Source organism: Streptomyces sp. PsTaAH-137 (assembly GCF_003259365.1).
In the GTDB taxonomy this organism is placed as follows: Bacteria; Actinomycetota; Actinomycetes; order Streptomycetales; family Streptomycetaceae; genus Streptomyces.
Genome location: NZ_QLLY01000005.1, coordinates 25,836 through 39,817 on the forward strand (window position 1 = coordinate 25,836; position 13,982 = coordinate 39,817).

At 72.4% G+C, this 13,982-nt stretch carries 11 protein-coding genes; 8 read left to right on the top strand and 3 right to left on the bottom strand.

Annotation, left to right across the window (positions count from 1 at the left end; translation table 11 throughout):
• Positions 1-206: 206 nt before the first annotated feature.
• Both K377_RS11990 and K377_RS11995 read left to right on the top strand, forming a co-directional pair.
• Complete coding sequence (locus K377_RS11990; protein WP_111663263.1) at positions 207-1,550, top strand: NAD(P)-binding protein; 1,344 nt, start codon at positions 207-209, stop codon at positions 1,548-1,550.
• 136 nt (positions 1,551-1,686) lie between these two features.
• Positions 1,687-3,069, top strand: a complete 1,383-nt coding sequence (locus K377_RS11995) for a nucleobase:cation symporter-2 family protein (protein ID WP_111663264.1) — start codon at positions 1,687-1,689, stop codon at positions 3,067-3,069.
• 64 nt (positions 3,070-3,133) lie between these two features.
• On the opposite strand, the gene K377_RS12000 is transcribed toward K377_RS11995, so the two are convergent.
• Positions 3,134-3,496, bottom strand: coding sequence for a helix-turn-helix transcriptional regulator (locus tag K377_RS12000; RefSeq protein WP_111663265.1), 363 nt, complete (start codon positions 3,494-3,496; stop codon positions 3,134-3,136).
• Positions 3,497-3,647: 151 nt separating this feature from the next.
• On the opposite strand from K377_RS12000, the gene K377_RS12005 reads away from it, so the two are divergent.
• The 6 genes from K377_RS12005 to K377_RS12030 all read left to right on the top strand — a co-directional run bounded on the left by K377_RS12005 (position 3,648) and on the right by K377_RS12030 (position 11,205).
• A complete protein-coding gene (locus K377_RS12005; protein WP_111663698.1) occupies positions 3,648-4,730 on the top strand; it encodes an NADH:flavin oxidoreductase/NADH oxidase in 1,083 nt (360 codons plus the stop codon).
• Positions 4,731-5,099: 369 nt separating this feature from the next.
• Positions 5,100-6,425, top strand: coding sequence for an MFS transporter (locus K377_RS12010; protein ID WP_111663266.1), 1,326 nt, complete (start codon positions 5,100-5,102; stop codon positions 6,423-6,425).
• A 108-nt stretch (positions 6,426-6,533) separates the two neighbouring features.
• The gene (locus K377_RS12015; protein WP_111663267.1) at positions 6,534-7,718 is read left to right on the top strand and encodes a CdaR family transcriptional regulator; all 1,185 of its coding nucleotides are present in this window, start codon (positions 6,534-6,536) and stop codon (positions 7,716-7,718) included.
• Positions 7,719-7,891: 173 nt separating this feature from the next.
• A complete protein-coding gene (locus tag K377_RS12020; RefSeq protein ID WP_111663268.1) occupies positions 7,892-9,373 on the top strand; it encodes a long-chain fatty acid--CoA ligase in 1,482 nt (493 codons plus the stop codon).
• Entirely contained in the window at positions 9,370-10,803 is a 1,434-nt protein-coding gene (locus K377_RS12025; RefSeq protein ID WP_111663269.1) for a carboxylesterase/lipase family protein, read from the top strand. Before K377_RS12020 ends, K377_RS12025 begins: the two co-directional genes overlap by 4 nt.
• A gap of 177 nt (positions 10,804-10,980) precedes the next feature.
• Complete coding sequence (locus K377_RS12030) at positions 10,981-11,205, top strand: hypothetical protein (protein ID WP_146614717.1); 225 nt, start codon at positions 10,981-10,983, stop codon at positions 11,203-11,205.
• A 1-nt stretch (position 11,206) separates the two neighbouring features.
• Here K377_RS12030 and K377_RS12035 read toward each other — a convergent pair whose 3' ends face one another.
• Positions 11,207-11,737, bottom strand: a complete 531-nt coding sequence (locus K377_RS12035) for a DUF4383 domain-containing protein (protein ID WP_111663271.1) — start codon at positions 11,735-11,737, stop codon at positions 11,207-11,209.
• 95 nt (positions 11,738-11,832) lie between these two features.
• Positions 11,833-13,911 (bottom strand): MMPL family transporter, encoded by a 2,079-nt coding sequence (locus tag K377_RS12040; protein ID WP_111663272.1) that lies wholly within the window; start codon positions 13,909-13,911, stop codon positions 11,833-11,835.
• Positions 13,912-13,982: the final 71 nt, after the last annotated feature.

Here is a 13,982-nt window from a genome sequence, read left to right on the forward strand (position 1 = left end):
CGCGGCTCTGCGGAAACAGCATCGTTCAGTCGATAATGATCAGCGACGTCAAAGAATGAACTTTCCAGCACCTACGCACCGTAACCCTTCGATCACACTTGATCATCAACGGCACGCAGAGAGGCCCGCGTCATCCCTCTCCCCCGCCGGGTCGCGCGATGCCATGCTGAGGAATCTCAGCGCAGCACCGGCGGAAGGAGCCGCACGTGCCGCACATCGCCGTCGTGGGTTCGGGGCCGAGCGGGGTGTACGCCGCCCAGTGCCTCGTCCAGCAACTGCGCGTCCCGGGCGTCCGGGTCGACGTGCTCGACCGGCTGCCCTGCCCGTTCGGACTGGTGCGCTACGGCGTGGCGCCCGACCACGAGAAGATCAAGTCGCTCCAGGGGAATCTGCGCAAGGTGCTGGAGGACGACCGGGTGCGGTTCCTCGGCGGGGTCGAGATCGGCCCGGCGCTGCCGCCCGCGAAGCTGCTGGAGCTGTATCACGCGGTGGTCTACTGCGTGGGCGCGGCGGCCGATCGCAGGCTCGGCGTGCCGGGCGAGGATCTGCCCGGCAGCTGGTCCGCGACCGACTTCGTGGCCTGGTACAGCGCGCACCCGGACGCGCGCGACGACGGGTTCGTCCGGGGCGTGCGCGCCGCCGTCGCGATCGGCGTGGGCAATGTCGCCGTGGACGTCACCCGGATGCTGGCCCGTGGCGCCGCCGAGCTGGCGCCCACCGACATACCGCAGGCGGCGCTGTCCGCACTGGGCGCCAGTGACGTGCGGGACGTGTACATGGTGGGGCGGCGCGGACCGTCGCAGGCCCGCTTCACCACCAAGGAGCTGCGCGAGCTGGCATCGCTGCCGGACACCGAACTCGTCGTGAACGAGACCGAGTTGGCGCTCGACCCGGCGTACGCGGACCCGTCGGCGCTGCCCGCGGCGAACCGGCGGAACGTCGAGGTGCTGCGCGGCTGGGCCGCGCTGCCGCACGAGGAGCGGCGGCGCCGGATCCATCTGCGGTTCTTCCTGCGGCCCGTCGAGATCGTCGGGCGGGACGGACGGGTGGCCGGGGTGCGGTTCGAGCGGACCCGGCCGGACGGCAGCGGCGGGGTCGTCGGCACGGGGACGTACGAGGAGATCGGGGCGCAGCTGGTGCTGCGGTCGGTGGGGTATCGCGGAGTGCCGCTGGAGGGGCTGCCGTTCGACGCGGAGCGCGGGACCGTGCCGCAGCTGGCCGGGCGGGTGCTGCGCGAGGGGCGGGTGTCACCCGGCGAGTACGTCGCGGGGTGGATCAAGCGCGGGCCGACGGGCGTCATCGGCACCAACCGGCCGTGCGCGAAGGAGACGGTGTCCGCCCTGCTCGACGACGCCCCGGCGCTCACGGCGAGGACGCTCGCCCAGGATCCGCCGGCCGGGCTCGTCGGCGCCGGGGTGCGCCCGGTCGAGTGGGCGGGCTGGCTCGGGATCGAGCGCGCCGAGGCGGAGCTGGGGCGCGCGCTCGGCCGCGGATCAGTGAAGATCCCGGACTGGGCAGGGCTGTTGGGGGCCGCGGGCGCCGGGTCGTAGGCGATCCGCGGCGGGCCCCGTGGCCCGACACATCCCGGCAACATCCGTGCAATCAACAAAACGTTTAACCCGAATACGGTCTCGTGCTGCCGCCCCTCCCGCTGTCCCCCGGGACTCCCCTGGCCTTGGAGCACGTATGCCACAGACACACCCTGTCGATCAGGTCCCGCCCGTACGCCAGTTGGCGGCGTTCGGGCTGCAGCACGTTCTCGCCATGTACGCGGGCGCGGTCGCCGTGCCGCTGATCGTGGGCGGCGCGATGAAGCTGCCGCCCGCCGATCTCGCGTATCTGATCACCGCCGACCTGCTGGTGTGCGGCATCGCGACGCTGATCCAGTGCATCGGTGTGTGGCGCTTCGGCATCCGGCTGCCCATCGTGCAGGGGTGCACGTTCGCCGCGGTCTCGCCGATGGTGCTGATCGGGACGACGGGCGGCGGGCTGCCCGCCATCTACGGCGCGGTGATCGTCGCGGGGCTCGCGATGATGCTGCTCGCGCCGGTCTTCGGGCGGCTGCTGCGCTTCTTCCCGCCTCTGGTGACCGGCACGGTGATTCTGATCATCGGGCTCTCGCTGCTGCCGACCGCGGGGACGTGGGCGGCCGGCGGGGCCGGGTCGAAGGACTTCGGGGAGCCTAAGAACCTCGCGCTCGCCGCGTTCGTGCTGGTGCTCGTGCTCGGCGTGCAGCGGTTCGCGCCGCCCGCGCTGAGCCGGGTCGCGGTGCTCGTCGGCATCGTGGTCGGCACGGCGGTGGCGATACCCACCGGGTTCACCGACTTCGGGGCGGTCGGGGACGCGAACTGGGTGGGGATCAGCACGCCGTTCCACTTCGGGGCGCCCGAGTTCCACGGCGCGGCGATCGTGTCGATGCTGATCGTGGCCCTGGTGACGATGACCGAGACGACCGGTGACTTCATCGCGGTCGGCGAGATGACGGAGCGCCCGGTGGACCGGCGCGCGCTCGCCGACGGTCTGCGCGCCGACGGCTTCTCGACCGTCCTCGGCGGCGTCTTCAACACCTTCCCGTACACCGCGTTCGCGCAGAACGTCGGCCTGGTCGGCATGACGAAGGTGCGCAGCCGCTGGGTGGTGGCCGTCGCGGGCGGCATCCTCGTGGTGCTCGGACTGCTGCCGAAGCTGGGCGCGGTGATCGCCGCGATCCCGTCGCCGGTCCTGGGCGGCGCGGGTCTGGTGATGTTCGGAACGGTCGCGGCGAGCGGCCTGAAGACGCTGTCCAAGGTCGAGTTCGAGGGCAACGCCAATCTGACGGTGGTCGCCGTGTCCGTCGCGCTCGGCGTGCTGCCGGTGGGCGTGCCGACGCTCTACGAGAAGTTCCCGCACTGGTTCCAGACGGTGATGGACAGCGGGATCAGCGCGGGCTGCATCACGGCGATCGTGCTGAACCTGGTCTTCAACCACCTTCCGCAGAAGGGCGGTTCGGCGGACACCCCGGTCGAGGCCACCGACGTACCGGTCGTACCCGCCCAGGCGGCGCCGACCGCCGAGGCGCCGGTGAAGTAGCGGGCGGCGGATACGGACCGGAGGGGTGGCCGCGGATCGTGGTCGCCCCTCCGGCATGTCCGGCTCAGGCGCCGAGCCGCTGCTCCTGGCGGTCGGCCGCGGCAAGCACGCTGTCCAGGAGACCGGGGAACAGGGCGTCGAGATCGGCTCTGCGCAGTCCGTTCAGCTTCGTGGTGCCGCGGTAGACCTGCTCGATCACACCGCTCTCGCGCAGCACCCGGAAGTGGTGCGTGGTCGTGGACTTGGTGACGGGCAGATCGAAGTGCGAGCAGGACAGCTCGGCGCTGCGCGCGCTCGCCATCTCCCGGACGACCGCGAGCCGCATCGGATCGGACAGCGCGTGCAGCACCGCTTCGAGGCGGATCTCCTCGCGGGCCGGATGCGCCAGCGTGCGGCCTCCGGTGGCCTGCGGTGCTGCGGTGGTCATGACGACCTCCCCTTCACGTCTCCTCGCCGAGACGTCTCTTTGTCGAGCGGCTCCTCGCTCATTGTACGAGAACCTTCGTAGTTTGACATTCGCCGTACTACGATGGTTACCGTACGAGGAACCAGTCGAGCCCCTACGAATGGAGTCCGCCGTGAGCGCGCTGTTCGAGCCCTTCACCCTCCGGTCGCTGACCGTCCCGAACCGCGTCTGGATGCCTCCGATGTGCCAGTACAGCGCGGCCGCGGAAGGCCCGCTGACCGGCGCTCCCGGCGACTGGCACTTCCAGCACTACGGCGCCCGCGCGGCCGGCGGCACGGGCCTGATCATCGTGGAGGCGACCGGGGTCAGCCCCGAGGGCCGCATCTCCCCGTACGACCTCGGCATCTGGAACGACACGCAGGTCGAGGAATTCCGTCGGATCACCGCGTTCCTGAAGTCGCAGAACACGGTGGCAGGAATCCAGCTGGGCCACGCGGGCCGCAAGGCGTCCACCGACCGCCCCTGGCTGGGCGGCGCGCCGCTCGGCCCGGAGGCCCACGGCTGGCAGGCCGTCGCGCCGAGCGCCGTCGCCTTCGACGAGAAGCACGCGGTGCCGACCGAGCTGACCGTCGACGGCATCAAGGAGATCGTCGGGCAGTTCGCGGACGCGGCTCGGCGCTCGCTCGACGCCGGGTTCGAGGTCATCGAGATCCACGGCGCGCACGGCTACCTGATCGGCCAGTTCCTCTCCCCGCACTCCAACAGGCGCACCGACGAGTACGGCGGTTCCTACGAGAACCGCACCCGGTTCGCCCTGGAGGTCACCGACGCAGTCCGCGCCGTGTGGCCCGAGGAGCTGCCGCTGTTCTTCCGCATCTCCGCCACCGACTGGCTGGAGGGGCAGGAGGGCTGGACCGCCGACGACACCGTGCGGTTCACCGCCGAGCTCAAGGAGCACGGAGTGGACCTGATCGACGTGTCGACCGGTGGCAACGCCTCCGGGGTCCGCATCCCGGTCGGCCCCGGCTACCAGGTGCCCTTCGCCGCACGGGTGCGCAACGAGGCCGGTGTCCCGGCGGCCGCGGTGGGGCTGATCACCGAGGTCCAGCAGGCCGAGAAGATCCTCGTGGACGGCGAGGCGGACGCCGTGCTGCTCGGCCGTGAGCTGCTGCGCGACCCGTCGTTCGCCCGGCACGCGGCCCGCGAGCTCGGCGCGGACGTGCACGTGCCGGACCAGTACCACCGGTCGGTCTGAGCCAGGAGAGAGTCCGCGCCGGGAGAGTCCGCACCGGGAGGGCCGGGCCGGAAAGGTCAGGGCCGCGCGAGAGTCCGGGCCGTAGAGGCCGGGACAGAGGACGACCGTCAGGGCGGAGGCGCCGGAGCCTCCGCCCTGACGCATGTGCGCGTACGGGTCTGGGCCGGTGCCCATCGCCCGCACGGGCACGGTGGGCGCATGCACATGGCCGGGCCGAGGGGCCGTACTCGATGCTGAACAACCACCGGCCCCGCGCCTGACCACCGGAAACATCGGTGCCGCGCGGGGCCGCCGCCTCCCCCACGGCACTTCCACGGCAATCTCCGGCAACCCCTGCTGCGCCGACGCGCGCACGCGGGAAGGACAGTGATGCTCTCTCTACCCGACGCGGTGCACGCGGCAGCCACCCGCACCGCCATGCGGCGGCTGCTGCCGGTGCTCGGCCTCGCCTACTTCATGTCGTACGTGGACCGCACCAACATCGCGCTGGCCAAGACCCGGCTCGAGGCCGACATCGGGGTGAGCGCGGCCGCGTACGGACTGGGCGCCGGCATCTTCTTCGTCAGCTACGCGCTGCTCGAAGTGCCCAGCAACATGGTGCTCTACCGGGTGGGCGCCCGCGTCTGGATCGCCCGCATCGCGGTGAGCTGGGGGCTGGTCTCGGCCGCCATGATGTTCGTGCAGGGGGAGGTCTCCTTCTACGTCCTGCGGTTCGTGCTCGGCGCCGCCGAGGCGGGGCTCTATCCGGCGCTGATGTACACGGTGACGCTCTGGTTCGCCCAGCGGCACCGGGTACCGGTCGTCGGGCTCGTCTACACCGCGCCCGCCCTTGCCACCCTGCTCGGGGCGCCGGCCGGCGGCGGCCTCATGAGCCTGGACGGGGTGGCCGGGCTCAAGGGCTGGCAGTGGATGTTCCTCGTCGAGGGGCTGGTGACCGTGGCGATCGGCGTCCTGGTGTGGTTCGTCCTGCCCAGCCGCCCCGAGGACGCCAAGTGGCTGTCGGCCGAGCAGGCCGCCTCGCTGACCCGGCACGCGGCCGCCGGAGCCGAACCCTCGCCGCACCGGCTGCGCGGCAACCTCGGCCTCGCCTTCGCGCGCCCCATCGTGCTGCTGCTGTCCGGGACCTATTTCGTGAACCAACTCGTGGGCTCCGCCGTCGGGTTCAACCTCCCGTCGATCGTCCAGGGACTCGGCGTCTCGGACCCGCTGGACATCGGGCTCGTCACGGGCACGATGGGCGTGGCGATCCTCGCGGGCGTGCTCTTCTTCCCCTGGCTGCAGAGCCGGGTGGGCCGGGACACCGAGCTGATCGTGCTGTGCGCACTGGCCGGGACGGGGATCATGGCCGTCTATCTGGCGACCGACGCGGCCGGGGCACGGTTCGCGCTGCTCTTCGCCGCGAACTTCTTCCTCACCGGAACACTGCCGCCTTTCTGGTCCGTGGCGATGTCCCGGATGTCGGGCCTGATGGCCGCCGTGGGGCTGGCGTTCATCAACACCATCGGGCTGCTCGGCGGCTTCGTCGGGCCGCTGGTGTTCGGTGTCATCGAGGACCGCAGCGGTGACGCGGACGCCCCGTTCGTCTTCGTCGTCGTCGCGGGTCTGGTGGGCAGTGTGCTGGCCGCGGCGCTGAAGTGGCGGGTGGGCCGCGAGGAGCGGACCGGCGTGCCCGCCGTGGCGACGGCCACCGACTGAACGGACCCCGCCTCCGCCCTTGGGCGGTTGCCCAGGTGACGCCCCCGTCACCTGGGCAACCGCCCGTTCCTCTTCCCAGGCGGCAGGGCGGATGCCTATTCTCCGGCCATGAACGACGAGTCGGCGCTGCGCCGCGAGCTGGCCCTGACGCTGCTCACCGATCTCGACCCCCTGATCGCCGAGCTGGCGGCCGACATCTGCGCCCACAGCTCGCGCTACGCCAGCGGCCGTCCCGTCTCCCGCGACGACCTCGAGGACACGCTGCGCGGCAACATGGAGCTGGCGCTCGGCGAGTTCGGCCGGCTGGGCGGTGACCGGCGCCGCTTCGAGGCCGTCGCCGCGGACAACGGGCGGTTGCGCGCCGAGCAGGGCATGCCGCTGGCCACGGTGCTGAAGGCCTACCGGCGCGGCGGGCGCGTCCTGTGGCAGGCCATGGCCGACTGGATGCGGGACCGGCCCCCGTCCCAGCAGCGCCTGATGGGCGACATGGCCGGTGCGGTGTGGGAGACCATCGACCGGTTCTCGTCCGAGATGGCCGACGCCTACCGGCTGCGCACCCTGGAGCTGGAGCATCGCGACGCGTCCCGGCGCGGCGCCCTGTTCGAGGCGCTGCTCGACGGCCGGGCCGGCGATCCGGCGGTGGCCACGGCGGCCGCCTCCGCCCTCGGCGTACCGCGCCACGACCGGTTCGTGGTGGTCCTCATCGCCCAGGACGCGCGGGATCCCGCCTCGCCGCCCGATCCCGCGCCCGCCCTGGAGCCGGTCGGCATGTGGTCGTTCTGGCGCTCGCGCGGCGAGACCGTGGCGGGCCTCGTCCGTCTGGGCGCGCACGAGCCCGCGGTCCTCGTCGACACCCTGCGCGCCCACCTCGGCTACCGCGCCGGGGTCTCCCCCGCCTTCACCGAACTCGCCCTCGCCGACCAGGGACTGCGGCTCGCCCGGCGGGCCCTCGACACCCTGGCGCCCGGCCACGGAGAGGTCGCCGACCTCGACGAACGGCTCGTGCACGCAGCCCTCGGCACCGAGCCGGAGATCGCGGAGCGGCTGGTGGCCCGCTATCTGGACGGGGTGCTGACCAGCGGCGTCGAGGGCCCCGCCCTCCTCACGACCCTGCGGGTGTGGCTCGACTCGGGCTGCTCGGCGTCGCGTACGGCCACGGCGCTGTTCTGCCACCGCAACACGGTCCTGAACCGCATCGGGCGGGTCGCCGAACTCACCGGCTGGCCGGCCGAGTCCGGCGAGGCCCGGCTCGGCTGGGCGCTGGCCCTGCGCGCCCGGGAACTGGCTCCCTGACGCGGGCCGGGGCGACGGCGTGGCCGCTGCCCAGCGCGCCGCCGGTGATGGTGGGCAGTTGCACATGGTGCCCGGTGGGGCGATGGCGGAAGCTGAGGCGGCCCGACCCGACCGCGCGTCCGTCCGACCGGGACGTCGGCCACTCGAACGTGCACACATGCAAGGGAGCCGCTGTGCAGCTGAGCGTCGCCACCGTCCTTCAGGAATCCGCCGCCCGCCACCCCGATCGCGTCGCGGTCGTCGAGGGCGATGTCCGCATCACCTACCGCACGCTGTGGCACGAGGCGCTCGGCTTCGCCGCCCGGCTGCGCGCCCACGGCATCGGGCCCGGCGACCGCGTCGCCCTGCTGCTGCCCAACACCGTCGACTTCCCGCGTGCCTACTACGGAGTGCTGGCCGCGGGCGGGACCGTGGTGCCGGTGCACGCCCTGCTCGTCGCGGACGAGGTCGTCCATGTGCTGAAGCACAGCGGCTGCCGGGCCATCGTCACCGCCGAGCCGTACGGGACGGTGGCGCGGGCCGCCGCCGACGCGGCCGGGGTCGAGGTGCTGCACGTGGACGCCGGGGACACCGCGACGGCCCGCCCGGAGCCGCGCGACGCCGACGACACCGCCGTGATCCTGTACACCAGCGGCACCACGGGCAAGCCCAAGGGCGCCCTGCTCACGCACGCCAACCTGGTGCTGAACGCGTCGGTGTGCGCACAGGACCTGTTCGGACTGACCCCGGACGACGTGGTCCTCGGCTGTCTGCCGCTGTTCCACAGCTTCGGCCAGTCGTGCGCCATGAACGCCGCCCTGCGCGCCGGGGCCACGCTCGTCCTGTGCCCGCGGTTCACGGGTCCGGGCGCGCTGGAGCTGATGGCGCGTGAAGGCGTCACGGTCTTCATGGGCGTCCCCACGATGTACCACGCGCTGGTCGAGGCGGCAGCTGACGACGAGCGGCGGCCCGCGCTGCGGATGGCCGTGTCGGGCGGCGCGGCCCTGCCCGTCGCGCTCTTCGAACGCTTCGAGGCCACCTTCTCCACCATGGTCCTTGAGGGGTACGGGCTGACGGAGACGTCTCCGGCGGCCACCTTCAACCAGCCGGCGTTCGGCCGCAGGCCGGGCACCGTCGGCCATCCGATCTGGGGTGTGGAGGCGGGCATCGCCGACGCCGACACCGACGACCGCACGGTCCTGCTCCCGGACGGCGAGGTCGGGGAGGTCGTACTGCGCGGCCACAACATCTTCGCGGGCTACCTCGACGACCCGGCGGCGAGCGCGGCCGCCGTCGTCGACGGCTGGTTCCGCACCGGCGACCTGGGGGTGCGGGACGCCGACGGGCGGCTGAGCATCGTCGACCGCAAGAAGGACCTCATCATCCGCGGCGGCTTCAACGTCTACCCGCGCGAGGTCGAGGAAGTGCTCGCCCGGCATCCGGCCATCGCCCAGGTCAGCGTCATCGGCCTGCCCGACGAGGAACGCGGCGAGGAGGTGTGCGCCGCCGTCGTGCTGCGGCCGGACGCCACGGACAGCGGCGAGGAGATCGTCGCCTGGGCCCGCGAGCGGCTCGGCCGGCACAAGTATCCGCGTGTCGTGCGCCTGCTGGACGCGTTGCCACTCGGCCCGAGCGGCAAGATCCTCAAGCGGGAACTGCAGAAGGAGTGCGGATGAGCGTCGTCGAGACCACGTACGGAGCGGTGCGCGGCCGCGTCGAGGACGGGGTGACCGTCTTCCGGGGCATCCCGTACGCGGCGCCGCCGGTGGGCCCGCTGCGGCTGCGGCCCCCGGAGCCGCCCGAGCCCTGGGACGGGATCCTGGAGGCCACCGATTTCGGTCCCACCGCCCCCAAGAATCCTTACGGCGCGCCCCTGGACGCGCTGCTGCCCGATCCGGACGTGCCCGGCGACGGCTGGCTCAACCTCAACGTGTGGACGCCCGCACCGAACGACGGCCCGCGCCCGGTGATGGTCTGGATCCACGGCGGCTCCCTGCGCAACGGCTCGTCGGCCGTGCCGGTCTACGACGGCCGGGCGTTCGCCCGCGACGGCGTGGTGCTCGTCTCGATCAACTACCGCCTCGGCATCGAGGGATTCGGCGTCTTCCCCGACACCCCGGCCAATCTCGGACTGCGCGACCAACTGGCCGCGCTCGCCTGGGTGCGGGACAACATCGCCGCCTTCGGCGGCGACCCGGACAACGTGACGGTGTTCGGCGAGTCCGCGGGCGCCATCAGCATCGGCGCCCTGCTGGCGAGTCCGCACGCGAAGGGGCTCTTCCACCGGGCGGTGCTCCAGAGCGGCCCGCCCTCGGCGGTGTCCCGGGACACCGCCGCGCGCACCACCACCGCCATCGCCGAGCAGCTCGGCATCGAGCCCACCGCAGCGGCCTTCGCCGCCGCGGACCCCGGCCGGCTCCTCGCCGCCCAGCGGGACGTCACCCGGCGCGGCAATCCGCTGACCGGCGGTCCCGGCTTCCAGATCGTCGTCGACGGCGACCTCGTCCCCGAGGATCCCGCCACGGCGCTGGCGCGGGGCGCGGCCGACGGGATCGACGTGCTCCTCGGCAGCAACACCGACGAGTACCGGCTGTGGTTCGTGCCCAGTGGTCTCGTCGACCGGATCGGCCGGGTCACGCTGCGGGCCGCCCTGCTCAAGCAGCGGGCGCCGTGGCGCGCCCCGCGCGTCTACCGTGCCGCCCGGCCCGGCGCGTCCCCGGGCGAGATCCTCGGCGCCATCGCGACCGACACCCTGCTGCGCGTTCCGTTCAACCGGCTCGCCGACGCCCGAACGGGCCGTCCCGGGCGCACGTTCCTCTACGAGTTCGCCTGGCCGTCACCCGTACAGCGGCTCGGCGCCTGCCACGCCCTGGAGATCGGCTTCGTCTTCGACACGCTCGGGACCGCCGACAGCCGCCTGCTCACCGGGGACGGCGCGCCGCAGGAACTGGCCGACGCGATGCACGGCGCCTGGGTCTCGTTCGCCGCCACGGGCGACCCGGGCTGGCCGCAGTGGGACGGCGGCCGGCCCGTCATGACCTTCGCCGCCGACGGCGCGCGGGTGGTCCACGCTCCCCGCGAGGAGGAGCGCCGTCTGTGGCGCTGAGCGCGTCCCGCACGGGCACGGCGCCCCGGGTGACGGCCGCCACCCGCCGCTGACGGGCACCTTCCTGCACGGGCGACTGCATCCGACACGGCCCGGCGAGCTGAACGCTGGTTGACACGACTTGTCCGATCCACGGATCCGCCGTGCTTCGTCAGCTTCCGCCGTCAGAGGTGACCGATGTCAGCCGGTTCTCAGTTGAATCACCCGTCGCCCGGGGATCTCGCGCTGTTCGCCCTCGAAGGTGACCTCTCGGAGGCGGCCGGGGACCATCTGCGGGACTGCGCGCCGTGCCGTTCGACGCTCGCGGAGTTCGTGCGCGTGACGGAGGCCGCCCGGGCCGGTACGACGGGCCCGGTGCGGCCTCCTGCGAAGGTCTGGAAGGTGATCCGCGACCAGCTGTAGCTCAGGTGCGCGAGCCCGTGGGGGCGCCGCCCGCGGGCAGGCCACGGCGGGCGATCGCCTCCCGCGCCGCCTCCCGGGGGTGCCGGCGGCGCCAGTACGGATTGTCGTGGGGCAGCTTGCTGGACACCCGGCCGTACATCCCGAAGGTGAGGACGACCAGGCCCATCACGAAGCTGAAGATGACGTTGGTCATGCCGAAGCCGAGCACGTTCGCGCCCTTGTCCAGGATGAAGATGTGGACGAAGCCGCTGATCAGGAACAGGGTGCCCACGACCATGTTGAGCGTCGAGGCGACGTTGCCCCCGATGACGGCTCCGGCGATCAGGGCGACGCCGACGACGACCGAGATGAGACTGAGGACGCCGTTCGTGGACATGCCCGCGATGTGGCTGCCGTCCGTGTTGAACGGGCTCAGCTGGTCGGCGAAGCCGAGGCAGCCGAAGACGAGCAGCACGACGCCGCAGAACGCGGCGCCCCACCGGTACACCTGGGACAGTTTGTGATCGACGGGAAGTTCGTCCTTGAGCTCCATGATGCGGGCACCTTTCTGGTCCACCACGTCCAGTACACCCCTCCCGGAGTCACTTCGCCCTGTTTCGCCCCTTCGGTTGCACTTGATCTGTGATGTCACTCCTTGCTGAGCCGGCTCGGCCACCAGGACCTCGGTCCGATGTCCCTGACCAGCGCGGGAACCAGCAGCGAGCGGACGACCAGGGTGTCGAGGAGCACGCCGAAGGCGACGATGAAGGCGATCTGGACGAGGAAGGCCAGCGGGATCACGCCGAGGGCGGCGAAGGTCGCGGCCAGCACGACACCGGCCGAGGTGATCACCCCGCCCGTGGCGACGAGCGCCTTGAGGATCCCCTCGCGCACCCCGTGCTCCAGGGACTCCTCCCGGGCCCGGGACATCAGGAAGATGTTGTAGTCCACGCCCAGCGCGACGAGGAACACGAACCCGTACAGGGGCACGGAGGCGTCGGTGCCGGAGAAGCCGAAGACGTGCCGGAAGACCAGCGAGGAGATGCCGAGGGTGGCGGCGAAGTTGAGCGCCACCGTCGCGACCAGGATCACCGGCATGAGGACGGAGCGCAGCAGTCCGACGAGGATGACCAGGATGATGGCGAGGACCACCGGGACGATCAGCGCGCGGTCGTGCTCGGCGGTGCGCTGGGTGTCGTACTGCTGGGCGGTGTAGCCGCCGACCAGGGCGTCGGCGCCGTCGATCCCGTGCAGGGCGGTGCGCAGCCGGGCGACCGTGGCCTTGGCCGCGTCGCTGTCGGCGGCGTCCTTGAGCGTGACGTCCACGCGGATCCTGCCGTCCACGACGCGGGTCTCCCCGGAGCCGGGGCGGCCCTGTCCGGTCACCGGCGTCACGTCGGCGACTCCGGGGACCGCCTCCGCCCGCTGGACGATCCGCGCCTCTTGGCCGGCGTCGGCGATCACGACGGCCGGGTTGCCGGAGCCGCCCGGGAAGTGCTCGGCGAGGGTGGCCTGCGCGGTGACCGACGGGGCGTCGTTGACGAAGATCTCGTCGAGGGGCACGCCCTTGGAGTTCAGGGTGGGGGCGAAGGCGGCACAGGCGAGGAGGCCGATCAGCGCGACGGCCCAGATCCGGCGCGGCGACCGCCCGACGCGGTGGGCGATGCGCCGCCACACGCCGTGGCCGCCGCCCTGGGCCTCCGCCGGCTTGGGCCGCGCGGGCCAGTAGGCGGCGTTGCCCAGCAGGACCAGGGCCGCCGGCAGGAAGGTGAGGGTGGTCAGGACCGCGCACACGATGCCGATGGCGCCCACCGGACCGAGGGCCCGGTTGTTGGTGAGGTCGCTGAGCAGCAGCGCGAGCAGACCGAGCGCGACGGTGGCGGCGCTGGCGACGACGGCTCCGGTGGAGCGGCGCAGGGCGGCGCGCATCGCGGTGAACCGGTCCTCCCCCGCCGCCAGTTCCTCGCGGTAGCGGGCGGTGAGCAGCAGGGCGTAGTCGGTGGCCGCGCCGATCACCAGGATCGACAGGATGCCCTGGACCTGGCCGTCGACCCGGACGACGTCGTGGTCGGCGAGGACGTAGACGACGGCGCAGGCGACGCCCAGGGCGAACACGGCGCCGAGGATGATCACGAAGGGCAGCAGAACGCTGCGGTAGACCAGCAGCAGGATCACCAGGACCGTGATCAGGGCGACCCCGAGGAGCAGCCCGTCGATCCCGGCGAAGGCGTCGGAGAGGTCGGCCTGGCTGGCGGCCGGCCCCGCGAGGACCGCCGTGGCTCCGCCGACGGCGCCCACGCGTTCGGAGATCCGGTCGAGGGTGGGCGCCAGTTCGTCGCCGAGGTCGGGCTTGAGCTGGACGACCCCTTCCAGGGCCTTGCGGTCGCTCGACGGGATCGCGGGCGAGACCTGGCCCACGACTCCCGACGTGCCCTTCAGGCCGGTCAGCGCGCGGGTCGCGGCGCTGCGCTGCGCGGTGTCGAGGGTGCCCTTGTCGTCGGCGGTCCAGACGACGATCACCGGCAGGGTCTCGTCGTCCTGGAAGGCGCGCTGCGCGTCGATCACCCGGGTCGATTCGGCGCTGCGCGGCAGGAAGGCGGCCTGGTCGTTGGTGGACACCTCGCCCAGCCGCCCGGCGTAGGGGCCCAGGGTGCCGCCGACGGCGAGCCAGACGAACAGCAGGACAAGAGGCACGAGCCACCGAGTACCTCGGGGGGTGCGGGACATGGTTCTCCAGAGCAGCGACAGCGGGGATCTCAGAAAACGCAAGAGCTGAGAACTAAGAAATCTCAACGCCA

What these genes read in the sequence shown, in the direction of transcription:
- K377_RS12035 (WP_111663271.1), bottom strand. Translation starts at nt 11,737, where the DNA reads ATGGAGCTCAAGGACGAACTTCCCGTCGATCACAAACTGTCCCAGGTG.
- K377_RS12010 (WP_111663266.1), top strand. Translation starts at nt 5,100, where the DNA reads ATGCTCTCTCTACCCGACGCGGTGCACGCGGCAGCCACCCGCACCGCC.
- K377_RS11995 (WP_111663264.1), top strand. Translation starts at nt 1,687, where the DNA reads ATGCCACAGACACACCCTGTCGATCAGGTCCCGCCCGTACGCCAGTTG.
- K377_RS12025 (WP_111663269.1), top strand. Translation starts at nt 9,370, where the DNA reads ATGAGCGTCGTCGAGACCACGTACGGAGCGGTGCGCGGCCGCGTCGAG.
- K377_RS12040 (WP_111663272.1), bottom strand. Translation starts at nt 13,911, where the DNA reads ATGTCCCGCACCCCCCGAGGTACTCGGTGGCTCGTGCCTCTTGTCCTG.
- K377_RS12000 (WP_111663265.1), bottom strand. Translation starts at nt 3,496, where the DNA reads ATGACCACCGCAGCACCGCAGGCCACCGGAGGCCGCACGCTGGCGCAT.
- K377_RS12015 (WP_111663267.1), top strand. Translation starts at nt 6,534, where the DNA reads ATGAACGACGAGTCGGCGCTGCGCCGCGAGCTGGCCCTGACGCTGCTC.
- K377_RS12030 (WP_146614717.1), top strand. Translation starts at nt 10,981, where the DNA reads ATGTCAGCCGGTTCTCAGTTGAATCACCCGTCGCCCGGGGATCTCGCG.